19 protein-coding genes are annotated in these 24,639 nt (G+C 43.7%); 8 read left to right on the forward strand and 11 right to left on the reverse strand.

Going from position 1 to position 24,639, the window contains the following annotated elements; genetic code table 11:
- Window positions 1-6: 6 nt before the first annotated feature.
- On the forward strand, window positions 7-1,350 hold the full coding sequence (locus IPL83_06635) for a hypothetical protein (GenBank protein MBK9038819.1): 1,344 nt from the start codon (window positions 7-9) through the stop codon (window positions 1,348-1,350).
- Window positions 1,351-1,386: 36 nt separating this feature from the next.
- On the opposite strand, the gene IPL83_06640 is transcribed toward IPL83_06635, so the two are convergent.
- Window positions 1,387-2,382 carry a DUF1028 domain-containing protein gene (locus tag IPL83_06640; protein MBK9038820.1) on the reverse strand — a complete coding sequence of 332 codons (996 nt, stop codon included), beginning with the start codon at window positions 2,380-2,382 and terminating at the stop codon, window positions 1,387-1,389.
- A 189-nt stretch (window positions 2,383-2,571) separates the two neighbouring features.
- Between IPL83_06640 and IPL83_06645 the strand changes: the two genes are divergently transcribed.
- A complete protein-coding gene (locus tag IPL83_06645; GenBank protein MBK9038821.1) occupies window positions 2,572-3,720 on the forward strand; it encodes an endo-1,4-beta-xylanase in 1,149 nt (382 codons plus the stop codon).
- 38 nt (window positions 3,721-3,758) lie between these two features.
- On the opposite strand, the gene IPL83_06650 is transcribed toward IPL83_06645, so the two are convergent.
- From IPL83_06650 to IPL83_06670, 5 genes are all read right to left on the reverse strand, one after another.
- On the reverse strand, window positions 3,759-5,351 hold the full coding sequence (locus IPL83_06650; GenBank protein ID MBK9038822.1) for a hypothetical protein: 1,593 nt from the start codon (window positions 5,349-5,351) through the stop codon (window positions 3,759-3,761).
- A gap of 84 nt (window positions 5,352-5,435) precedes the next feature.
- Window positions 5,436-7,424 carry an alkaline phosphatase family protein gene (locus tag IPL83_06655; GenBank protein MBK9038823.1) on the reverse strand — a complete coding sequence of 663 codons (1,989 nt, stop codon included), beginning with the start codon at window positions 7,422-7,424 and terminating at the stop codon, window positions 5,436-5,438.
- 116 nt (window positions 7,425-7,540) lie between these two features.
- Window positions 7,541-8,800: a hypothetical protein gene (locus tag IPL83_06660; protein ID MBK9038824.1), complete on the reverse strand. Its 1,260-nt coding sequence runs from the start codon at window positions 8,798-8,800 to the stop codon at window positions 7,541-7,543.
- Complete coding sequence (locus tag IPL83_06665) at window positions 8,784-9,803, reverse strand: tyrosine-type recombinase/integrase (GenBank protein ID MBK9038825.1); 1,020 nt, start codon at window positions 9,801-9,803, stop codon at window positions 8,784-8,786. The genes IPL83_06660 and IPL83_06665 overlap by 17 nt, the downstream gene beginning before the upstream one ends.
- Window positions 9,800-10,555 carry a VTT domain-containing protein gene (locus tag IPL83_06670; protein MBK9038826.1) on the reverse strand — a complete coding sequence of 252 codons (756 nt, stop codon included), beginning with the start codon at window positions 10,553-10,555 and terminating at the stop codon, window positions 9,800-9,802. The genes IPL83_06665 and IPL83_06670 overlap by 4 nt, the downstream gene beginning before the upstream one ends.
- 650 nt (window positions 10,556-11,205) lie before the next feature.
- Here IPL83_06670 and mgtE point away from each other — a divergent pair.
- From mgtE to IPL83_06695, 5 genes are all read left to right on the forward strand, one after another.
- Window positions 11,206-12,534: a magnesium transporter gene (gene mgtE / locus IPL83_06675; protein MBK9038827.1), complete on the forward strand. Its 1,329-nt coding sequence runs from the start codon at window positions 11,206-11,208 to the stop codon at window positions 12,532-12,534.
- Between the two features lie 125 nt (window positions 12,535-12,659).
- Window positions 12,660-14,558 (forward strand): hypothetical protein, encoded by a 1,899-nt coding sequence (locus tag IPL83_06680; protein ID MBK9038828.1) that lies wholly within the window; start codon window positions 12,660-12,662, stop codon window positions 14,556-14,558.
- 145 nt (window positions 14,559-14,703) lie between these two features.
- On the forward strand, window positions 14,704-15,807 hold the full coding sequence (locus IPL83_06685; GenBank protein ID MBK9038829.1) for a glycosyltransferase: 1,104 nt from the start codon (window positions 14,704-14,706) through the stop codon (window positions 15,805-15,807).
- A gap of 1 nt (window position 15,808) precedes the next feature.
- A complete protein-coding gene (locus tag IPL83_06690; protein ID MBK9038830.1) occupies window positions 15,809-16,579 on the forward strand; it encodes a glycosyltransferase family 2 protein in 771 nt (256 codons plus the stop codon).
- Window positions 16,580-16,606: 27 nt separating this feature from the next.
- Window positions 16,607-17,980, forward strand: a complete 1,374-nt coding sequence (locus IPL83_06695) for a twitch domain-containing radical SAM protein (GenBank protein ID MBK9038831.1) — start codon at window positions 16,607-16,609, stop codon at window positions 17,978-17,980.
- A gap of 48 nt (window positions 17,981-18,028) precedes the next feature.
- Here the strand turns inward: IPL83_06695 and IPL83_06700 are convergent, their stop codons facing one another.
- Both IPL83_06700 and IPL83_06705 read right to left on the reverse strand, forming a co-directional pair.
- Window positions 18,029-20,245, reverse strand: coding sequence for a hypothetical protein (locus IPL83_06700; protein ID MBK9038832.1), 2,217 nt, complete (start codon window positions 20,243-20,245; stop codon window positions 18,029-18,031).
- A gap of 169 nt (window positions 20,246-20,414) precedes the next feature.
- Complete coding sequence (locus tag IPL83_06705; GenBank protein ID MBK9038833.1) at window positions 20,415-20,687, reverse strand: hypothetical protein; 273 nt, start codon at window positions 20,685-20,687, stop codon at window positions 20,415-20,417.
- A 219-nt stretch (window positions 20,688-20,906) separates the two neighbouring features.
- On the opposite strand from IPL83_06705, the gene IPL83_06710 reads away from it, so the two are divergent.
- Window positions 20,907-21,869, forward strand: coding sequence for a cytochrome P460 family protein (locus tag IPL83_06710; protein MBK9038834.1), 963 nt, complete (start codon window positions 20,907-20,909; stop codon window positions 21,867-21,869).
- A gap of 58 nt (window positions 21,870-21,927) precedes the next feature.
- Here IPL83_06710 and IPL83_06715 read toward each other — a convergent pair whose 3' ends face one another.
- The 3 genes from IPL83_06715 to IPL83_06725 all read right to left on the reverse strand — a co-directional run bounded on the left by IPL83_06715 (window position 21,928) and on the right by IPL83_06725 (window position 24,509).
- Complete coding sequence (locus IPL83_06715; protein MBK9038835.1) at window positions 21,928-22,458, reverse strand: DUF1003 domain-containing protein; 531 nt, start codon at window positions 22,456-22,458, stop codon at window positions 21,928-21,930.
- Between the two features lie 70 nt (window positions 22,459-22,528).
- Window positions 22,529-23,713: a hypothetical protein gene (locus IPL83_06720; GenBank protein ID MBK9038836.1), complete on the reverse strand. Its 1,185-nt coding sequence runs from the start codon at window positions 23,711-23,713 to the stop codon at window positions 22,529-22,531.
- 61 nt (window positions 23,714-23,774) lie between these two features.
- The gene (locus IPL83_06725) at window positions 23,775-24,509 is read right to left on the reverse strand and encodes a hypothetical protein (protein ID MBK9038837.1); all 735 of its coding nucleotides are present in this window, start codon (window positions 24,507-24,509) and stop codon (window positions 23,775-23,777) included.
- Between the last annotated feature and the right edge of the window lie 130 nt (window positions 24,510-24,639).

A 24,639-nucleotide genomic window follows, 5' to 3' on the forward strand; every position in this document is an offset into this window, starting at 1 on the left:
TGTTCTATGCGCAAAGGAATTGTGCTCGTTGTATTGTCACTTTTGTGGTTTGACGCTTTAGCGGGACCTGAACTGCTATCAATGAGAAGGTACTTCGTTTCGACCTACCAAAGCTTAGAGTGCATGCGTGGGCAGGATGGACTCCTCATGGATAAGGTTTTCTTAACTAACGAAAATAAGCCTTGTCCCGTTGTTCGTGCGCCATATGTGGATACGTCGCCCAGTAATATTGGATTTGATCTTCTTGTTCAGGCCGAAGCCATGCGTGATCCCGTTCTGTATCGCCGCGCTCTTGAGAATATTAACACCACTCTGAATACGATCAGTAGAATGAGCTACCATGTCGATAGTGGTCTTCTTTTCAATCGCTACAGGGTCGATGGCACTCTCATTCCAACGGACTTGTTTGTTTCTTCGGTAGACAATGTTCATCTCTATTTGGCCCTTTGGACTCTCAGTCAGCCACCCTACTCATTCGAAGTTGCTAGGCATATTCTGCAACGAATGAACCTTTCTGTTTTTCACGAGCCAAACACGGATCTGGCCTACGGAGGGATTGAATATCGGCATGGTCAATGGAAATTGGTTGGATGGGGATATCGTTACTTGGGAACTGAAGCTCGAACTATTTATGCATTAGGGAGAGCTCTCCAGGTTTTTCCCACCGCACGCACATCCGACAACGTCGTCGCCGAGCTTTTTGTCCATCCTAACTTAGGTGAACTATTTGGACTTTGGGACGGTGGTACGTTCCAACTTCTCCTGCCGGAACTATTACTTAAAGAGAGCCATTTCTCAAAGAAGTTCAATCAATGGTTTCATAACTATATCAATTTCGTCGAAGCCGAAAAAACAAGGAGGGGTCTTGCCGTTCTTCCGGCGCATTCAGCCTGTCAGATCAGGGCCATACCTGATGATTACAATGGACATGTTGGTAGCCTCAGTTTAGTCAGTACATTTAATTTGGATGCTTTATTTCCAGCTCTTCGGGAAATTTGGGAACAGGTCGTCTCTCCTCATGCTTTGTTTCTTATGGCTACCGTTGATTCACAGCGCATATTCCCAGCAATAAGGGACATGGAATCTGTTTCGGATGGGTACAAAAAACTATATCATGAAGAACTGGGCTGGTTGGATGGACTTCATGTGAATGGATCAGCGAATGGGCATATTGTTCCGGCCTTTCTCGCCTTAGATCAGGCAATTATTGCTCTTTCATTGGCTCAATCAATGTCGTCTGATGGTCTACTGAGTTCGGCGCGTTTACTTCAGCAAGACCCGGCTCGCGTTGAGAGGCTTAAAGATTACTATGGGGAAATAGAGCACTTGATGTCTCGCCGCCCTCAGTAGGATTTGATTTAGTATGCAAGTGACTGAAAGACATCTCTATTTGTGGCTTTTTTTGGGTGCTACTGAAAGGATTTGATCAGTTACTTCTTTTCCATTTGATAATATTTTTGCCTCAGATAATCTTGGTATCAAGGTTGACCAATTTCCTTCTTTACTAAAAATGACTTTAAAGAGAGGAAGTGATTCAGCGACCCTTTTTGCATTCACTAGGGAAACCGCATGCCAAAATTTCATTTCCAGATTTTCGGGAAACATTTTTTCTGCCTTTCCATAATGACTAAGAGCTTCTTCAATTTTTTTCTCCTCAATCGCCAAGTCTCCCTGATTCATGTGTTCGTACGCCTTGTGTAAGGAGTAGAGACGTCTGAGTTCCATAATTGGATCTGTATTGTCTTCAACGTGCAGATCAACGAGACGGCCGCTCGCCGATTGGGCTTGTGACAGCTGCCCCGATACAATCAGGATGGCTGCAGATTGCTTCCCCCTCAAGTCACCACCCGTGGCCTGTGCGGCCTCTAATGCTTTGAGCAATCGCTCAGCCAAAGGACCTTTGCTCTCCAGAAAAGCTCTCTCCATGACTTCAGGAACACCTTCTTTTATCATCAGATTTGATTGAACAGAGTAGTTATCCCCGGAGCGATGTCCGGCGAATTTGATGCATGACTTTCCGGAATGGGTGGCAAGGTTTCCCTTAGAATCAAGCATTGCAACTTGCCGAATCTCCGGATGAGGATCGGCAGCCTTTATCGCCTGTAGCGCCTGCTTTGCTGACCACCCTTCTTCCATCAATTTTATTCCACTCGTTCCGTAGCGCGTATCTATAAAGGACTGAGTTGCTACGACACCAACGCCTGCTTTGCCCCAAGGCACAAGTGAACCAATAGCAAACCAATGTGACTGAACAGCCACGCCCATCTCTCCCGTTCGGGGGTCTCGTGCGACAATGGAATAGGTGTGTACGGGTCTCGATGGCCTTGGCCTTTCAGCCACACTGTCTTCAGTTAGAAGCAAAAAGTGAAAGAGGCACAGAATTGAAATATAATAGATAATCCTTTTCACAAATTGCTCCACTGCCACTGGGTTATCAGGAATAATCGAAGGAGACTACAAAACGGCCAATTGTGAGTCAAGTAGGGCTCGCTATGTTGTATTTACAGAATATGCAAGATAAATTACAGGCTTGTTAGATTTCCTCCAAAGTCTTGAGCAATGGTGAATTTCATGTGCGTCACTCGTCTAAAAGCAGCCAATTTTGCCTTCATATTTCTTATTTCTATCAAGTTGATCGCTTGCTCACCATCTCACTCTATTCGATTTCGCACCGCTGAAGAGGTTTCGAATCTTCAAGAAAGGCCTTCGCTGAGGATCTTGGCCAAAGGACATAACCGACGAATTGGCGTGGGAGCCATCAATTCCATATTAAAATATTCTGATTATTCTCGAAAGCTGATTGCGGATGAATTTGACTTTCTTGTCTCAGATTACCATATGAAATGGAAATGGATTCACCCTCATCGTGATTTGTGGAATTTCGATATTTCTGATGACTTGGTCAAATTTGCTCAGTCGCACTCACAGCAGGTGAAGGGACATGCATTGCTTTGGCATCGATCTCTTCCCGACTACGTGAAGAGCAGTCCGATCAGTTGGAATGAGGTTAGAGAGCATATCGAGACCTTAATGATCAGATACAGGTCTCATTTGTCTGCAAATGGAGACAAAACTCTCTTTGCTTGGGATGTGCTCAATGAAGCTATTGGTGACGTCGATAAAAATGGAAAAGTGGCCCTTCGTGAGACAGACTTTAAGCGGTTTTTGGGTGCTAACTATGTGGACAGAGTCTTCGCATTGGCAAGAGCAACTGACCCAGATGCTCTTTTGATCTACAATGATTTTGGCATGGAACTTCCAGGTCCGAAATCGGAATTCGCATTAGCTTGGCTTGAGGAATTGAAGTTTCGAAAGGTGCCAATTGATGTCATCGGTTTTCAAATGCACATTCCGTTGTGGAAAAAGGGGGCTCTAGAGAAATTTGAAGCGAATTTGAAGAGGTATTCAGATCTTGGGTTCCAGGTAACTCTGAGTGAAATCGACGTGGCTTTGTTTTCATCTGAAAAGGAATTTCGTTCGATGAGCGATGAGGAGGTGAATCAACGTCTTGAGCAACAGAAGAAAGTTTATGCGGGGCTAATGAGAATATGTCTAAGGAATTCAAAGTGTATCGGACTCAGTCCTTGGGGACTAAGTGATTCCGACTCTTGGATCAAAAGAACCTTTGGCAAGAGTTACGAAGCGCCCCTGCTCTTCGATGATAGACTCCGAAAAAAGCCGGCCTATTGGGGGCTTCATGAAGCTTTGGAGTCACCTTAGATGACTTGGCATTTCTGGTGTTTTTTGGATCTGATATTTCAGAGTTTCTCGCAATCTTTGGCCACTATTGACTTTGTTTTATTTCCCAGAAGATCCAATATTCGGTTTGCGACCTCCTGTCCTACGTAGCAAGCTCCCTTCTGTGAAAGATGCTCGAAATCGGTTTCAAAAAGATCTTTCAATCTTACTTTATTCATCACATCTAGAATGATTGATCTTGTTGAAAGGAGGCTAGCGGGGGTCGATCCCAATCCTATTTCGAGAATCTCATCTCTCTCGTTTGGATATTGAAGGACTAATACTTTTACACCCTTCTTGTGAGCAAAAGCGACGAGTTCCTTATAGGCATCGAAAGATGGTATGGCGGCTCTGCGTTTTTGGAAAATTCCCTGATTACGAAAGACCTCGTTGAGCATGGAATCGTTGTTAGAGAGGGCATAGAGTGAAAGTTGCCCTTTGTAAAGAGCGCGATCATCGGGAAGTCTCGTGCCTAATTGTTCCATGATTTCTTTGGCTTCATTCATTTTTCCTATCGCAACATAGAACTGTATCAAGGTAATAGTGATCTCCTCGGGAAGCTTAACTTTGCCATAGAGTGATTTTATGATTTCAAAACCCCGATGTACTTGATGTTTGGTAAAATAGCATTTAATGAGAGCGTTAAGCTGGTTTTTGGTAATAACTCCGAGCTGCATTGATTGTTCAAAGAGCGGAACAGCTCGGCATTTTTGGAGGGCATAAACCGCCCAGGATTTATAGACCAAGATAGGGCCAGTACTTTGTAAGCTCTCAGGTAGAGACTCAGCGAATTCAATTACCTTTTTGGACATTCTTAGCCAGGAGAGGGATCTGATATAATCAGAGGCAATAGCTTCATCAATAAGAAATTCCGTTTTCTGGTCAAGATATCTCAGAATGTCTTTTGCCTCTTCATCCTTTCCAATTTTTGCGTAGAAAGAAGCCGCTCTTGCCTTTATCTTGCCAAAAGAAAGAGGGTCCCATGGTAAGTCCTGAAGTTCGTGGATAATCGACAGTGCGGCTTCAGTTCTTCCATTATTTGAAAGAAGTTTAAGGTAGGCCAAACATCTATCTGGCTCCTTCAAGGCGTTCAGCTTAGTACAATCGCTCTTATTTGAATCTGAATGAGAGAGTAAAAGCGAAAGTGCATTGCCAATGCCAGAAAAGCTCTCTCCCAAGCGATCCAGGTGATCAAGGAAAAAGCTTAAAACCCGTGAGCGAGTAATGATGTAACTAAATATTGGTGTCGTTTGCTTTCCAGTTTCTGATTCAAGGTCAGATTTTCCGAGCATAAGCACGATGAGGGCAGGATTGTACTTTTCAATATCGCGACGAATACTTTGACTGACCTCTTCAGTTCTGAGAGCTGCCTTGGTCATGTCGATCAAAGAAATGTTCAATTGTGAAAGACCGCTTGCCATGAACTTTGTTGGATCAACAAAAATAGAATCGCCATAGACCAAAACTTGCGAGTGTTCCTCTGGGAGCGAGGAATGTTTCCGAATCAGAACTCGAAAATACAATCCGAGTTCTGTAGCCAGAAACAGAACAGTCAAGATCAAAACAAATTTAGCCAATTCCTTGGATCTATTGTTTTGGCTAAGTTTTTTCATTGGTCCATCCAATTATTTAGTGAAGGCAAAGCATAGCAGTTCCCTGGATAACGGAAAAGCGCGGAAACAACGACTGATCAAATATTATTGGATAATTTCCATAAGGGGTCTGCCTTGAACTGTATCTGGGATCTCGACGTCCATGAGCTTGAGAAGTGTGGGCAGCTGATCAATTTGCTTGATCGGTGCCGAAAGTGAGTGAGCCCTCCTCACTCCAGGTCCCATAATCAGAAATGGCGTCCAGGTTGCCTTGGTAGAATCCTTCTTTATAGCTTGCTTATAGCCCCCCTCAAGAGGGACAGAAAAAAACGAGAGATCTTCAGTCATGTCCTCAGTCCACCCGTATCCCGGATTATTTGATAAAATTAGATCGCCCACACGGTCCTTTGGCAATTCAAGAACATCCTCTACATCTTCCCACTTGGTTATTGCCCCAAAAGGAGATTTGCCATCGTCATCGCGTACTTGCCCTAACACCTGAATGACTTGCTCGCGAAGTTGGTCATAGTCTGAGCCTTTGGCCCTGTGCCAGTTCCCACTCAAACCCTGAGGCCCAAGAAATATTCCGTGCATTTGCAAAAACACAGCTTGAGATTTCTCCCAATTGACAACAGGCTCTCCCGTGTTTGGTTCTATGGTAAATTTTAACAGACCTTTACTAGCCAGAATGTTATTAATTCGAACGCTTTGATTGAGGACATGTGCTCCGTGATCTGAGCTGAAGACAACTAAGGTATTTTGATCCGAGTTTTTGATTATCTCACCCAACATCGTATCGAGTCTTTTATACATTCCAAGCACTTCCGCAAATCTGCCTTCCCTCTCTTTAGCAGACGCGTGTTTATATTTAGCGCCCATTGGATCAACATACTGAATCCACCATCGGGATGTAAGCATTTGATTGGGATTGTAGACGTCATGAATGACTGCATCCGGGCTGTAACGTGTTATGACTTCTTTGATTGCTTTTGTGTGCCAATCAAATGAAAATCCCATTTCATCCAAAAATGTGTTTCGGTCCTTGGGATAATAAATCAACTGAGGCGGGAAGTTATCAACAAAGTCGACCATAGGACCTATGCTAGCCTGAAGGTCATCCGAAATTTGAGGAGGAGATGTTATGAAATTATTCAAATTATCATAGAGCACGCGAACCCGGAAGAAACCTTCTTTGTTCATTCGGATAACATGAAAGCGCACATGGGATAAAAATGAAATATCTTCGACTTTCAAATTTGCTAAATACCACTTTCCCCAATCACCCGGTTTAAGGTCGTCAAGAATTTCTTTTTTATCATGAGAAAAAAGAATTTTGTCGTAGCCCTTTTCTTTTCCATCAATTTTGTTCCCGTAGACGTAAGCAAAAAACTGTCCTCCCCAATCTTTAATTTCAAACTCGACAGGTGGTACGGAACTATTTATTTTTAGACTCCAGCCCTTTGCAGGTTTTGCATCGACATATTGAACTAGTTTTGGTCCTTGTGTAAAGAGCTTGGCACGTCGTCCTTGTTGGAATTGCAATTTTCCGTCACCTCGAGATTCATAGTTAACAGAATGTACATCGGCACCCCAGCCGCCCCATCTTCCGCGGACGACAATTCCCTTTTCAATTTCAGGAGGTGTTGAGCCCGGAGTTGAAATGATCGCCACTTTTCTCCCTGCGCTTTCAAGCATTGACCAAATAGCCGGGATCTTTCTTGCTACAGACCGAAACCCTCCGACTGAAACCTTATTTAAGGGTTGGCCCTCTGTGTGCATTGGACCGTCAGAAACACCATTTGCCTTTGGTGGCGCTCCGCTCAGCAAGGCAGCAAAATTCACTGGGGTGTGGGAGGGGAAAACTGGTATGGAATAGCCATAGGATCCATTATCCATCATTATCTTAAAATTAGGAAGATCTCCCCGTTGAGCCCATTGATACAAAGTAAATGTGTCGGGTTCGGCGCGCACACCATCAGGAATCAACCAATACAACTTAGTTTTCTCATTGGTCTTTTGAATGTTCTTTCGTACAAAATAGCCCACAAAAAGTGCCAAAATAAGAAGGCCACAGAGAGACAATAGCTTTTTCATTTTCAGAGATCCCCTTCGTATATCTTTTGGAATTATAATTAACCAGTTTAGATACACAAGAAAAAAAATGTAGGGAAACCTCAGCCAGGAGATAACTTTTCAAAATAAGTATTATGTCACTGCATCTCTATCCATTTATCTACCAGGTGGTTTGGCAGCCACTCAGCGCGGTAGATTTGTTTTGAGAACCACTCAGCGCGGGGTGCTTTTTTTGGCAACTCTGCATTTCCATTGGTTGGCCGTGGATACCGCCATTTCCACAATATTTCGCCATTTGAATCAATTTCAACAATAGAACTGTTTTCACATCCGTAGGAAAGAAGGGTGTTTCCGTTGCCTCGCCTATGAACTGATCCGAGCCCCCTGCAACACATACCGCCAACAGGAGGTTCGGTGTAACTCCAAATTACCCTTCGGGATACGGGGTCAATTTCTTCCACATAAGACGCGACACCGGGGGCATGATATTCTTCTCCTCTATGACAAAGAGATATGAGTTCTTCATTTGAAATGGTTGGACTTGTTGCGCTTCGGTTGGAAAATATTAAAATTCGACTATTTGCCAACCAAAGGGCGTTATGAAGTCCGCACTTAGATGCAGCCTGAAAGGCCCATACAACTTTTTTGCTTTCTCTATCGAAAATCAATGTAATTCCGTTGTAGTTGTCTGAAATAAGTACGTTACCAGCTCGAAATTCTGGATGCTCCTTCATCAAATTATTTGGTGGAATAATTTCTACGGAATTGATGTGAAAACGACCAAATGATCCATTTTCAATCGTATCTACTTTGTACTCACTAGGCTCTTTCAATGGCCCATTTATCAATGAAGTAATTTCTTCTAAATGATCGTCAGGACGCCAACGAAGAATTTCTTCGCCAGACTGAGAGATGTTGACAATAGTATCAATTTTAATACGCCGGTTTCGCCTATTTTCAAACTCAAGGTTGATATACCAGATAGATTGATCTATTGGGGAAATGGAAATGTCATGAGATACGAAATTTGGAACTTCCCAAATTCTATTGTAGTTTCTCATCTTTACAATGGATCCGTGCAATTTGTCTTCGGTAAGGGCCGTGATTAAATCTCCATTTTCAAGAATGTTGCAATGCATTCCGATGAGTTTTCGTACAAGGGACCCATCCCTTTTAATGAGAGAACATCCAAGTCCAAAGGACTGAACCAATATGTATCCATCATCTTCGGGAATCTTTGTTTGGTTCCAAACTAAAACTCCGTTTTCTTGTGCGTGTTGTGAGAGCCTTTTTTCTTTGGACTGGCCATAAAAAAATTGAACACTGGCCAAAGCGGCAGATAAAATCAAAACAAATACAAAAATCTGCAGTGATTTTCGTCTATTCTTTTTGGGCATTTGGAATCCATTTAAGCCACTTGGAGCTCGACTCCCTTGGGTTGGCTTCAAGATATCGACCTGTCGTGGCTATGTTTTGATGCCCTAAGGTCTTTTGGACGACGTGAATGGGGGCCCCATTTTCAAGAGCATGGGTTGCCGATGTATGACGAAACCAATGTGGACTAGGAATAGGATCGATTTTAGCTCTAATTGCTGCCATTTTTATGATTCGAAAAACTTGCGTTGTTGATAGAGAGCCGTAAGGCTCTTTTGTGGACATAAATAGAGGGGATTGCACTTCTACTCCTAGCTTATGTTCAGCTCGGTAGGTCCATATTTCCTCTATGATGTCATTAGGGACTAGTAGGTTGCGGATAATACCTCCTTTGCCTAGAATCTGGATGAGAGAGTGCGATTCCTCTTTTCGTCGGATATCTCCAATTTTAAGAGAACAAAGTTCGCCGACTCTCATGCCAGAAAAGTAGAGAAGCTTTATTATTGCACGATTTCTAGGACTTAATTCAAGATCATACATTCTCATGATCTGCTCGTTAGAAAGAATTTTGGACCCAATTCTGTTGGGGACTCTGATTGGAGATAAGCTGATGGCTGGATTTTTCTCCAAAAAACCAGTTTTTGTGAGAAAAGTGAGAAAAGAAGAAAGGGAATTTTTTGTGAGATTTTGGGAAGCGGCTTTGAGGTTGGACTTTGATTTTAGAAATACAACCAAGTGTCCAATTTCTATTTCCTTGAAAGATCGGATGGAATTTTCAAAAAGGTCAAGAAACTCAACCCAAACGCGCTGATAATAGCGCCTAGTATGGGGAGCTTTCTGGTAAAGCCAAGAAAAGAGAAGGCCTTGCTCCTCGCTTGGCATGTAACCGAAAGTTTGGCGGTAATTTTGAATCTTATGGATTTCCCTTGAATCGTGAGAGATCTGTGGGATCAGAAGCTTTGATTGAAGAGGATCCTGGCGCACGGAATCTGATTTTTTTCCTGGCATTTCTGTATTGGTACTCATCCTAATGGAACTCCTTCAGATTGCTCGATATCTGTGCGGAAGGGAGAATTAGCACGAGCATATTTCCTTTTAAATATCATCGCAAGATAGAGAAATAAAAATAGAAAGAAGATTGCGAGGATACTTCCGAATTCTTGGATGTCAAAGCTCTGAAGATTTTTAAGTGAAACTCCAGCCTGGATCAACAGCGCTATGTTGAAGAAGACACCCAGGGATATCGAGGCAAAAAAATGCAAAATTGGGAGCCGAGTATAGCCAAAAGTGATGTTGAGCACTCCGAAGGGAAAGAGAGGGCTAAGCCTTAAGAGAACCAAATAGATAAACTTGCGGGCCCCTAGCTCTGGATTAAACTGGATTAATTTTGATTGGCGGCCAATTCTTGGAAACTTATGGGAGATAAAATTAAAGCTATATCGCCCTGTCGCGTATCCAAGACCGGCGCTGAAAAATGTTATGGAAAAGATCGCTAAGATAGCAGGCCAAAATCCCAGTAAATAACCACTTGCCACATTGATGAGAGCGCAAAAAGGAAGGCTGAAATAAGAGCAAATGAGGTGCGCGGCCATTAAAAAAACAATTGTAAAAGCTAGATTCGATCCGGTTAGCCGGTTGAGAGCTTCTAGTTGAGTGGTAATTTGATGTTTAGTGTCCTCGGAACTCAAAAGCAAAAAGTGTCTGATGATAAAGTAAAGCACCAGACTCAGCAAAAGAGCCTGGCAGACAAATTCGATATGTTTCCTTTTTATGACCACTTGAGACGTCTTGTTCCTTTTCTCGATTTTACAGTTTGTCCACTACGGCTTTGGCTGCCATTTGCCTCGGTCCATTGGCCAGGGAGGTGGATGGCAACTATTCCCTAGCATCGCAAAGGAATGTCAGGCTTTCAACTCATCAATTGAAGAAGATTCAACGCAGACGCAAAAAAGTGCGGAACGGACAATAGGTGCGGGATCAATGCCATCACGGATGACATCAAAATCTCAGAAACAAATTGCCGGAGAACTCCGAACTCACTGAAGATAGATCCAATTTTCTTCCGATCGGTTCGTCGATTAGCAATCTCGGTCAGTTTTCCGATAGGAGATGCTGAAGGGGCCAGATCTGTTCAGATAATTTGACAACATCCACATCAAAAGTATAAACGGTAAGAGATTTCTCTGCCAAAACTTTCGACAAAATAGAGGAAAATGGACGACGACCCCGGTGGAAAAACTGAAGTGAAGTCTCATAGTCAAGTTTGGGGTTAGGTCCTGTTGTGACTCATCCGCACCTTCGCTTTGAGCTTCGAGGCGGACGTGATGCGAGAATTGCTTGTTTCGTATGACTTTCCGATAAAATCTGATTTCGATCCAGCGGGAGCGCTTTTGGAGTGGTTTTTGCGTGCCAAGTAACGGAGGGCATTATGGAGTTGAACCCTGGTGAATTGGATTTAGGTAACATTAATGGTCTTCGCGAGCAGTGGGCAGAATTTGATTCTGAATTGCGGAAAGAGATCTTTTCAAGGCTTTCGCGTCCTGATGCTGAGGAGCTATTTCTAAACCTCTCCGTTGACGATCAGTTGGAATTGATCGAAAACCAGTCTTTGCTTGAGAAACGTTCCTGGCTTCGGCTTTTAGCTCTAGACGATGCGGCTGATTTAATTCAAAAATTTTCAAAAGAACAGCAGGCCGAAGCGCTCAACGTATTAGATAGTCACACTCGGAGGGAAGTCATGGGACTTCTTGCCTACGAAGAAGACAATGCTGGGGGATTAATGAACCCTCAGTATATTCGACTTCGACCCGATATGACGATTGACGAAGCAACTCAATATCTTCGTGCTCAGGCTCGCACGCCTGTGGAAATCATCTACTACGCCTATGTTTTGGATTCCGAACAGAGGCTGAAAGGGATCGTGTCCTTTCGTGATCTCTTGATGGCTCCACGTGAAAAGTTGATTAAAGATATCATGACATCAGAGTTGGTCACTGTATCCGAAGACATGGATCGAGAGGAAGTTTCTCGAGTTTTTACGCAGACTAACTTTGCGGCAATTCCCGTTGTCGATAGCAATCAGCGAATGAAGGGTATAGTCACATACGATGACAATGCGACAGTTGTTCAGATTGAGGCAACCGAAGATATTCAAAAACTTGGAGGTATGGAGGCTCTGGATGCGCCCTATTTCAAGGTGGATTTTTTGAGTATGATTAAGAAGAGGGCGGGATGGCTAACCATCCTCTTTATCGGAGAGATGTTCACGGCCACTGCAATGGGGTATTACGAGGATCAAATTCAAAAAGCGGTTGTTTTGGCCTTATTTATTCCCTTGATTATCAGTTCAGGGGGTAATTCTGGATCTCAGGCTTCGACTCTTATTATCCGCGCATTGGCTTTGAGAGAAATTCGGCTAAGAGACTGGTGGAGGGTGTTGATACGAGAGATCGGCTCAGGCTTGACGTTGGGGGCAATTTTGGGAGCCATCGGGCTTTTGAGAATCACCCTCTGGCAGCATTGGAGCCCCATTTATGGAGAACATTATCTGCTTGTGGCATTTGCAGTTTCTTCAAGTCTGGTAGGTGTGGTGCTCTGGGGTACAACGGCGGGATCTATGCTTCCGTTTCTTTTAAAGAGATTGGGCTTTGATCCTGCCAGTGCTTCTGCTCCATTCGTTGCGACCCTCGTGGATGTTACAGGTCTTGTGATCTACTTTACCCTTGCGAGTCTTATCTTAAGCAACACACTTCTTTGACATGGCCGCGTCGAAAAGCGAATGACCCGATAGCCTAGGGCACTTGGTTTGCAGAGAAAGTTCGCTCGTATCATAAGCGAAAATATTTAAGACGATAATGGCAACTGGGGTCAGGAGACTAAGAAATGGTTAGTATTATTAATCGTTTAGCAATCATTATTTGGTGTATTACTGCTTTCAGTTTGGCTGAGGCAGCTTCGCGCTGTCAAAAGAGATTGGTGCACGTTTACAGTCTGAAGGCATTGGATTCCATCTGGAACGAAGCCGAAGCTGGAAAAAATTCATTGGTTCATGAAAAAAGAAACGCAGTTTTCGGCTCTGGAGAAGAACTTAAATCGGTCTATTTACGAGCGGTGGATTCTGCCGAAGTCAGAATAAAATTGAGGGTTCAGGCTATTTTAAACGAAGTTGCCAGGGGAGGCATTGCGAGTTTTGGAGGAGTAGACGCATTGATTGTAGGTGCCGGCGCTCAAACGTCAAATTTAGTCGGTGGGGCAGTTGATGCCTTGCGCACTGTGAGAAAAGATGAATCGGGAAAATTGGGAACCACTGGCGGACGGTTTTCAATTTCTCAAACAACCAGATTTCCCAGGATTTTAGTGGCAAGTCCGGATGGGGTGGCACCGGCATTGAGGCTTTCGCCATCGGCGACCCAGGTGCCAGTTATTTGGCGCCGCGGCCAATTGAGAAAGATAGAAAGTGGCAAAGATCCGTTCCCATTTCCAGGATCGCCTTTCAGAACGGCTGATTTACTCGGCTTAAGTGAAAAAGGGACTGGATCTGATGTGCTCCCTCGTTCGGGCTTCATTTCGCCAGGAGTTTACGAGTCGAAAGGACATAAATTGCCTGAGCTTAATCCATGGCATCCATTGTTTAGGCGCGACTATCCATCTGATAAAGGGGAGTTTTCGGCACCTGAGGCGGGATTGCTCTTTATCGATAATCAGCGGCTATATGAACAAACGCTACTCACTCTCGATGAATCGGGTATTCCACTTTTGGATCAAACAACCGTAACTTCTATTTCATGGGATTTTAATTCACAGATTGCTCAGGTGGTAACAGGCCAAGGTCTTACGATTGAGGCTCGGTCTGTGATTTTGGAGACAGGCTTGAGAGTTCCCAGAATTCCATTTCAAGATTTGAAAAGCCGTAGACTTTTGGGCCGTCAATCAACAGATTTTAGAACTGGACAAATGCCGTTGTCCTTTGGAATTGATTCAGATGTTTATTTAGCAGCTCAGCAAGAGGGAAGATCCTTTCTTGATAGGATTCGAACAGAAAGAACACTGATCATAGGCGACGGAAGCGAAAGCCGAAATTTGATTGAGTATATTTTGGGTCTTAACCCGAGAAAACCAGAAAGTGCGGGCCTGGCGAATTTGGGTCAGTACAAAGGTTCTATCGTTTGGGCTGGGAAAGTATTTGGAAACGAGTTCGGTTTTCTAAGTGACCTTCGCCTTTCTTCTGGTTTGGCGAAGGTCAGGGGCGAGCCTTTGAATTACTCGCGGTACTCAAGGTTGGCGGGCGCAATTGAGACTAATCAGTTGCAGCCGATTTTTCCCGACGTAGAGACCGTGAGTCAGCAGTTATTTGGTGGATATATTGTTAAATTCTCTGATGGCTCAACTGGAAATTTCGACAATGTTTTTGTTGCGGCAGGGTCTGAAGATCGAACTCCGGATGTTCTCAGAACTATTTCACACGGCGCAAACCTTGTTCCAGTGATGGGACGTATTCCTTCGGATTCTGAAAGTGAAAACCACGGCAAGGAAGTTCAAGTTGCCGCTCAGGTCGAAATACCGGTCAATGGGGGCGAATTCCAGTTATTGCCTATTTACTTGGTCGGTGAGGCTATGGTTGGTCACATTCCTCCTGGATTAAATGAAAATTCGGAAGCAGTCGGCCCGTACCCCGATAGTTTTGTTGACCCCAACAGGTACTCGCTTGCAAACCTCGCTTACCGTAGCTGGCAATTTGGAAGAAAATGGAGTCTCCTTTTAAACCAACCGAGTTCTCCCTGAAACGAAATCGAGATATTTTTGAAATATCTCCCCAAAGTGACCTTGAATAATCGGTCCTTTTGTTAGAGAAGAGGGAGTAGCTCAAAAGGGGTTAAATGTGAGGTCTTTGGACCTTTCCTTTATTAACTAAAGGACGAGTGAGGTCGTGAGAGTTCTTCATATTGGCAACGAAAGTTCATGGCGCGGAGGAGAGAATCAAATTCGGCTTTTGATTCAGGGACTCAATGCAGCTGGGATTGAGAACTATGTCGCCTATCCCGCAGGGACGCCAGGGTACGAGCGTCTGAAATCATTAGCGCATCGTGCTATGGCACTTCCATCAAAAAATCCACTTAACCTTAAATCTATCCTTCGCCTGGTTATGTTTTGCAGGAGCAACAAGATTGATCTGATTGATGCTCATTCTTCAGGCGGCCATTCATTGGCAATGTGGGTCAAGAGATTTTCTCCCCAGGTGAAGCTGGTTGTTCATAGACGGGTTGACAATAAAATTAAAAGAAATTTCTTCTCTGGTCGCAAATACAGAAGTCAATTGGTGGACGAATACATTGCAGTTTCCGAATGCGTCCGAAAGATCCTTATTGATTACGGAGTTGCGGAGAAGAAAATTCATGTCATTCGTGATGGTGTTGACCCCTCTCCATATGAAGAAATTGATAAGAAAAAGGCACGCCAGAGTCTTTTGAAGACTCTTAAAATGGACTCCGATTCTGATATCTTTCTCATGGGAAATGCTTCGGCCTTGACCCATCAAAAGGGGACAGACACCCTGTTGAGGGCCGTGAAGCACTTGAAAGAAGAGGGCCTCCATTTTCATTGTATCATCGCCGGGGACGGTGTCTTAAGAACTCAGCTTGAGAAAATGGCTCAGGAATTGGGGGTCGATGACCGGGTGACATTTCTCGGGTTTATTGATTATGTTCCTGAATTTCTTTCTGGTCTTGATTTGTTAGTTATGCCCTCAAACAATGAGGGACTTGGTAGTCTACTGCTAGAGGGCTTACTGGCCGGCTGTTTTGTTGTGGCCACTTCAGTGGGGGGGATACCCGAAGTCATTAAGGACAGCGACATTGGATTGCTTTCTCCCAAAGGTGATGCACAGGCCCTCGCCCGAAATATCATGATGGCAGAATCTCGTAGACAGTCTATGAGATCTGGAAGAAGCTACGTGCTAGAGAATTTCGATTGTCGAAAAATGGCTCTTGAGACTCACTCAATCTATTTGAATCTCGTTGGTAGTCGAGTTTAATATGGCCACAATTTCAGCAGTGATCATTACAAAGAATGAAGAGAAAAACATTTTTCGTTGTCTTGATTCTTTGCAAGGCCTCGTCGATGAAATTATTGTTGTTGATTCATTTAGTTCAGACGGCACACCACAAATTTGTCGCGCCTTCTCCGGCGTTCAATTTGTTCAGACGGAGTGGCAGGGATATGGAGAGACAAAGAACTTCGGAAATAGCTTAGCTCAGTCAGACTATGTTTTATCCCTTGATGCTGATGAAGAGCTGTCACCCGAATTGCGTCAGGAGATCCTCCAATTAAAGCCACAGCTTTCGGGTGTTTTTGCCTTGAATCGGTTGACAAATTATTGCGGGACTTGGATTCGCCATACTTCGTGGTTTCCCGATTACCAAATGAGGCTTTTCCCTCGCCGGTTGGGTCAATGGAACAAATCTATTGTTCATGAACATCTCATTTTTACTGAACCCTTGGAGATTAGCAAGCTCAAGGGGCTACTGTTTCATTATTCCATAGTCTCTCTTGAGCAGCACATCCTGACAGTAAATCGTTACACAACTTTGGCGGCTGAAAGATTGGTCGAAGCCAAGGGACGTTTCTTTCTTTTTAAGGCTGTCACTCGTCCAATTTTTCATTTTTTTAAATGCTACTTTCTTAAATTTGGTTTCTTAGATGGATTTCATGGTTTTTGTATTGCTGGAATTTCTTCGTTTTATGTTTTTTTGAAGTACATAAAAGCTTTTCAAATGAAGAGAGAAAGAGGCTCTAGATTGCAGTGATCTCTTTTATCGAAAATGGGAGTAAGAGTGGGGGAAGCAGAAGACTCTGGAAGCGATTTTGATTCTAAAACAGGAGATCGGGTCTCTCCAACATTTTGCGTTTTGCCTTGGGCTCATCGTTTTACAAATATCGGCGGTGAAGTGCAGGTTTGTTGTGTGAGTGAGGAATACGATAACAACAACAGAGACGAGAATGGTCACAAAATTAATGTAAACAGGATTCAAGATGACGAGATTCTTATGAATACCGAGTTCATGAGAAAGCTTCGTGTTCAACTCATGAAGGGAGAGTGGCCTCGCTTTTGTGAGAGATGCAAACAAACAGAGAAAGGCGGAGGTTTTAGTCGTCGCCAAATTGAGAATTTTGCAAACAAAATGTTTATCACCCGAATGATCAATGATACCCAGCCGGATGGAAAGACCAAGGTCAAAATTAGATCCGTAGATTTTCGTTTGGGTAACACGTGTAATCTGGCCTGTCGGATGTGCAATCCTCGTTCTTCCTCCAAGTGGATCAAGGATTGGCCAAAAGTTGATCAAAACTGGTTTGGTAAATCTGATGAGGAATTGGATTCATTCCGTCGGTTCAAATATTATGAAAACCCAGAAGTCTGGGGGCACTTTAAAAGGCAAATACCTTCTTTGCGGCATCTTCATTTTGCAGGTGGCGAGCCAATGGTTGTTCGGCAAATGCTTGAGGCAATGAAGATGTGTGTCAGCGAAGGTTACTCGCGCAGCATTTCAGTTTCGTATAATACGAACGTGACGACAATACCTGATGAAGTTAAAGAACTCTGGCCAAAATTTCATCGAGTGCGTGTCTACGCTAGTATCGATGCATTTGGTAAGTTAAATGATTACATTAGACATCCATCAAACTGGGAAACTATCAGAAACAATCTGAACGACTTGGAAGAAAATTATGATAAATATCGAATGGGCCACGTTATGGTAGCATGTACCGCTCAAGTCTACAACATCACGCAGGTGCACCACCTATTTAAATATTTGGGGGATAGTTTCGAACGTGTGATGCCAATTCCTCAGTTATTCAATCTTTACCATCCCTTTCACTATCGAACTCAGATACTTCCTCCCCAGCTCAAAGCTTTGGCTAAGAAAAATTTGCTAGAGGCAAAATCATGCGCTGAAAAGCTGATGCAGGATAGACCAGTGATGAGAAAATTTCTTTGCTATTTGAACTCAGTGGATGAGGCCATTCATTTTATGGAGATGGAGGATCGACAAGATTTATTGCCAGAATTTCTGCGTGCGGCGCTGTCAAAGGATAAATTTCGCAAAGAAAATCTGTTTTCCTTGCTGCCTGAATTCGAGCTATTGCGGAAAAATCAGCCCTCTCAGAGGGAGCAGAACTCTTCCGCCCCTTCCTCATGCCTCTGATCGATGTGTTCGGTCCTTCCATTGTTGGCGTGAGGCCATGTTCTAGAACTATCGAATAATCAGAAATACATTGGAGGCTTCGGCAGATCCTCCGCAATCGAGCTGGCGCACACGTACGGTCGTCGGCACTCCAGTTTGAAAATTGCCAGATACGTCAATGTAGGGGACTAGAGCTGTTCCACCACTTGCGTAGGATTGGAAATTATTAACAGGCTGATTGTTTACAAGTATCGGTCCAACCGCAGTCTTGTTGCTGTTGGTCCATGGTTGAGCATCCGCCGTTCCGCGTGCGAGTCTTTGTGGACTCGATCCCTGTGGAGTGAACTCAACGAGAAAGAAGTTGTCAATTTTAAGTGGAGACATAGATCCATCTGCAGAAGCTGTGCTCGATAAAGAAACGATTCGAGGACCATTAACCAAGAAAGTCAGCTGACTCTCGCCCATAACAAATGGGTGAGAAGGTGTGGCCGAGTTTGAATTGTGGTCACGAGAAAGGACATCCATGGCGCGAAGCTCACCGGCAGATCCAGACGAGTGATGATTGACAGCACTGATTATCTTTTTGTAGTAGCATTTACCAGTTTCAGCCAAGGAGGGAATGACAATTTGATTTGCCGTAGTGTCAAGCTCCACAAATTCCCGGCATTCGGTAAATGCTGTATTTTGACAAATTCCGTCCACGATACTTTGTCCGGGAGGGCAGCCTATAATGAAACTCACTGTCTGAGATTGAGACTCATGGCCAAGCCTGTCGGTGGCTTTGATGTAAAACTGGTAGATGCCTGGAATTAAATTTGCGTACTCGATACTAGTGAGAGTGGTGCAGTCGGTAGAAGCCAGATCTGTCGTCTGATAGGCTTTGTAACAAGTGGCATTCTGCAATCCAGATCCGAGGTCTGAAATGCGAAATTGAATATTTATTTTCTTGAGCTCATCTGATTTGGTCGAACTGACAATATTAATAACAGGTCCTGAGGCATCAACTGTGAATGGGAAATCAGGAGCTTTTTGTTCAAAACCATTTCGATATGCCGACACGCGAGCGACGTAATTGCTTCCGTCAGCTAGCGAGCAACTCGGAAGCGCTGCTATCAGCGAAGCTTCTCCGACGACAGCGAGAGGTCCACAAATCGTGCTAGATAAATCGTTGGTAAGAACGGATACCTGATAGGATTGAGCGCCTGCCGACTTGGTCCAATTTATGTTTGGTGAAGCAATGACTGAGAGATAATTATCAATTTTCGTGTCAATTCCTCCGGTGATACCCAGTACAGTGAAAAGACCAGAAGGCTGCGTGTCGACTATAAATTGATATTCGGAGACAGCGGATTCCCAGCCAACTTTGTCGATGGCTTTGACTCTGAGAGTGGGGGTGCCGTCGCTGAGGTTGTGTACGAGTGCCGGAGACGAACAGTTCGAGATTTCAACATTATCAAGGGAGCAGTAAAAGCCCAGAATACCTGCGCCACCCTGATCAGCCCCTTGAAAGGAGACGGCGCCTGCTTTTACAGTCAATGGTGAGGTCAAGAGAGGCGCAACTATTTGTACCGTTGGCGGCGTGAGATCTATAAACCAAGAATAGAGAGCCAGTGCGGATCTATTTCCCGCTTTATCAGTCACGTAGAAAGATAGCCCTTGCGAACCCTCGGCCAAATTTTGAATCTCTGTTTGGGTATTGCACTCAACGAAAGTGGATGAGCCAGGATTTTGGCAATAGAGTCTATCAATCCCGCTGACTTCATCAGTCGTGTGAAATAAAAAGCTGGCTATAGCTGTATTTTCCAAGTTTCTGGGTCCGCTTGAAACCTGAATGAGGGGGGCTTTACGATCCAATACAATAGCAGCACTGATACAAGAAGAAATGATGCCAGTGTCTCCCTTGAGAATGAGATAAACTTGGCTGCTGCCATCGATATCAGCTAGTGACCAACTAATCTCTGGGGTGAAGTCTTGCCACAAGGCTTTGTCTGGATCCGGGCACAGCCCATTTTCCAGTGCCATAGAGATTGCTCCTTGGGCCATGATCTCAAGAAGCACCTGTTGGCTGTTCGTGAATTCTGCGCTCTTATTGATAGAGAGAGCCCCCTTAGGAGTGATGTTTCCAAAGTTTGCATTAACGGCGTTATAGCTTAGAGGAATGCTTTGAAAATTAACATCCCCGCAGTTCTGAAACAGAAATGGAAGAGGGATTAGAATCAGTGCGACGGTCAGTTGCCCTCTCAATCTCCAGATCAAGTTCCAAATTCTCTCAGAATTATTGCTCACGCCACCACCCCCACTTGAACGTGATTGATGCAATGTTTATTCCGGTGAAGAGTCTGATCTCAGTTGGCTACAAAAGAAAAAATCTTTTAGATTTCAATAAGATCGGATCAATTCTCTCAGCGTCAAAATGATCCGTTTCGCTTTGATATGGACAACTTTTAGATCTTGTCTAAAAGCTCGTCTTTGATTGATTTTCCAAATTTGAGACTTCATGCGGAGAAACTGCTTGGGCCTTCTTGGATTTACTGCGAATCCAGAGGTAAATCGTCAAACCGACGATGCCTCCAAGAAGACTACTGATGCTCTGAGCCAGAATGAGCTTGCTCATGACCCATGTAATAGCTCCGTCGCAACTGACGCCAATTGGGACCGGCGGACTGGCATACCAAGAAAGAAACTTGGGGGACAGCCAACTGCTTATGCAGCTAAATAGAAAACTCATCGAGAATATCCAGACCATTGGTTTTGCCATAGTGTGAGTAATATTTGTGATCTTTCAGGAAAAGGAAATAGAAATATTGAGGGAGTGAAATGATTTTAATGATTTTTTTGTCGAACTTGCTGGAATTGGAAAAAATGGCTTGTAGTTTGAGAAAAGCTGATTGGTATAATCTCAGGCAGAGGATTGAATCGAGCGTTATATGCAGGGTGGGTGGGATTGATGACAAAAATGACAAAAAAATTGAGTGTTCTGTCAGCGGTCGCTTTTTTTACTTCTTTTTTGGGTTTTAAGAAGCCTGCGAGTGCCTATTTTGAACCCGGCAGCAAAGTCCCAGGCAATCAGACCATGAATGGAATAGGGCTGGATCAGTACCCTCATTTTGAAAAGAGCTGGCAGCTAGTGACGGTAAGGTACAGGGAAGACAGTGGAGAATTAAGGTTTATTTATGCAAACGAGATAGCCTATAAGGCCATGCAGAGTTTTACTCCGATTTATCCAGACGGAGCCGTATTCGGAAAAATTGGGTTGATTACTGAAGATGACCCAAGCTTTCCAAGTTCAAAAACTCCTGGTGGCTCTAAGAGGTATCAGTTCATGGTCAAAGACAAGAAGAAATATGCGTCGACCGATGGTTGGGGTTACGCTCTTTTTAATTCTGAAGGACAATTGTTTGATGAGGATCCAAAGGCCAAGACAGAAGGCTGTGTTGCATGCCATAGACTCGTGCCGGAGCGAGACTATATTTTTGCGCGCCAAATGGTTTTGGGTGTAAATCAGTTAGGTGCGGTTAAGGGCCATGCTGCAAAAAATATTGATTCCTCCGTTTTAAACAATTCTAAGAAATTAGAAGAGAAACAAGCGATTGAATTCGAGCAAGCTTCTCGCCGGTCATTGTCAGCCGAAATTCAGAAGCAGATGGGAAAATATGATATCGCTTATTTGGTAAAAGGTGAGATTCAAAGGTCAGCCTTTTCGGGCACCCTGGATGAAATTGTTCCTGCACTCATTAAAAAAGCAATGAGCCATCAGGGTCCAGCCTTACTCGTCGCTAATAACAATAATTTTACTGCTGTGGTGCCAGTGGTGAATGGAGTCCCTTGTCAAAATAAAATTCAAACGCGCCTCTTGATTCATGTCACTTACAATTCAAAAACTGTTAGACATTCTGAGATTTGTCAGTAGCGGTCATTACATATTTTGGCTTTTCTGCTCACGCCTCGATTTTAACCGACGATTAGATTTATTGTATTGATTTTTCAAGTTTAAGCAGCACTTCCATTTGCGCCTGTTGAATCTTAAATAAGGAGCTCATTTGTTCGGAGATGAGAAGATCCAACTTACGGTGTAGATTTCTAACTTCCATTTCAGCCTTTAAATTAATCATATAATCACCTCGAGCCCGTCTCCGATCCTTTTCTTCCTGTCGATTCTGACTCATCATGATGACGGGAGCCTGAATGGCCGCAAGACAGGAGAGAACTAAATTAAGAAGGATAAATGGATAGGGATCAAAAGACTGACCTCTCAAAAAAATAATGTTAAGAAGAATCCAGCCTGATATCGCTATAAAAAAAATAATGATGAAGATCCAGCTGCCGCCAAACTCGGCCACCCTGTCAGCCAGCATCTGTCCAAAACTCAATTCTGAATCATGTTCAATTTCAAGCAGACGTGATGAAAGTAACTGTTCTTCTTTGATAGCATCGGTAACTAAATCGGCTAATCGTTGTAGCTGGAGGCTTTCTTGCTCTACCATATCTCTTAGTTCCATTAGATCCTCGCTATCTACATAAGATATTGTCTCTGATTATTGTTCGGTCTTACATAATAAATTCCAGATCTCAATCATAATTTCTAACACAGCTCTCATTTGTAGAACAGAGATTCTGGATTTCGTGTAATATGGCATTTTCCATTATCTTGTTTCCCAAGTCGTTAAAATGACAGCAGTTGTCAATGTAGAGATCTTGTAGTTCATTTTTGAATATCCACATGAGATTTTTAACAGGCAGTCCAGATTTGGCCAATTCATCAGCCGCATCGCTCAACATTTTCATTCTTGGATTGAGAAAAGCCGCCCATGACGGATTGATGAAATTTTCAATTTCCCTGTTTGAAAGTGGTTTGGCCCCCTCTAGGTATTGGTTAGGTTGAACAAACGATATGTATGGGAGGTTTCTGCTTCGTGCGACCAGGGCCGATAGGGATTGATACTTCTTCCAGACGGCAAGATTCTTTTTTCCGATAGATTCCACATCATCTGGAGATCTCATCAACTTTCGCCCTTCATTGAGTCTATTTCGATTCAATCTCTCGAGACGACTAAAACTATTAAACAGAATATTCCTTAGGTTCGTCCAGAAAAAATAATAGGAGCGACTGCTTGAGAGATATTCGAAGCGCTGGGGCAAAAAATTGATGAGCTGGTATAAAAATCGAACTGCCGATTGTGCAGCAGGTAGGCCATAATTAAATGAATTTTCGGAAAAGTACCGATTCCAAAAAATGGGATATTCAAGCGGAAAATAAAAATCGTCGTCATGGCTCATCAGTTCATTGAATCCATCAATATTGATAACAAGATCTACTTGGTCAATAAGGTAGCTTAAGATAAAAAACTGCTGTGGCTGCTTATATCCTCCAGTGGCTAGGTTTAGGAGTCTAACATCCAGATTTTCCAATCCAGCAATTCTCTGCTTTAAGATCGTGTCAATATGAGTCCAATCGCCAAATATCTCCGCAACTGAGCCACCTAATAGAAGAATTCTAAACTCATTATTAGGGTGATGTTCTCTTAAGTCTCCAATGAGAGACAAATTCTTTTCACGCATAAATCCAAACAAAGGATGCGGCTTCATGTCCTGGGCCCATTGGAGGATTTCCAATTGACTGTCGAATTTGTAAGTGTCTGTGTGGAAAACAGTCAGCGGCGTCCCGAGGTATTGGGAGACTATTCGAGCAACACCTTCACCGACAGCTAAAGCTATGATCAGGACCAATGCAGAGAGGCAGATCGAACGTACCATCCTATAAATCCTAACAAATCAATCAGAATTTATGAAAGGGAAAAATTCGGTAAAGACCAGGCTAGTTTTCGAGCGCCCCTGCATTGATCCAGTCTCTTAGTGCGTTCAGTTGACTTGTATTTAATACCGAGCCATTCAGAGGCATAGCCTGAGAGAAGCACTGTGTGTAAAGCTGACTCGCTTGGGCATCTCCGGCGGTGACCTTTCCGGTGCTGACTGTGGTGCTGTAATTTGAATAGTCAGTTTGGGGCCGTCGCGCACCGGGGCGATGGCAAGACAGGCACTTTGGAACCAGAATATTTTGGTGAATATAAGAAAAAGTGGCTTTTACAGATGGATCGCTCTGATCATCTAAGCTGCCTAATTGTCGACTCCAATCGGTAATAGCGGATCTTAGATCGTTGGATAGGTTGATAGGGATTCCCGAATGCCCGCCTGAAATCTTTCTAACTAACAGCGACTGATCAGGAGAAGGAAGGTTTACCAATTGGGAGTTTAGGAGCACACTGTGTGACGACCCAGGATCGTTGACTGCAAAAAGTGGACTCTGTTGTGTCCCATGGCAGGCAGCACAATTACCGGAGACCAAAGGATAAAGAGTTTGCGTGTATATGCTGAGCGAGGACTGACTGGTTTGGCTCAAACTCTTATCGTTGTGAACTGGTGAACAGCTTTGGTACAAAGATGAAAAGCTCAAGATGATCAACACAACGAGGGCTATCAATTTTAGTGTTCCACTCAAGTATTTCACAGTGGCTCCCATAAATGACGGCGAATCATCAAAGGAAATTGCCATCTCAAACTCTATCGGACATGAGGGCTCCCTCCTAAAGTGCGCTTCCACTAGTGGATACAATGGATTGGGCCTTTTCAAAAATAGGTGTTGAGTTTTTAGTCAGTCGTTGGATTTTCTCAAATAGGGTCAA

The organism is Bdellovibrionales bacterium (genome assembly GCA_016716765.1).
Taxonomy (GTDB): Bacteria; Bdellovibrionota; Bdellovibrionia; order Bdellovibrionales; family UBA1609; genus JADJVA01.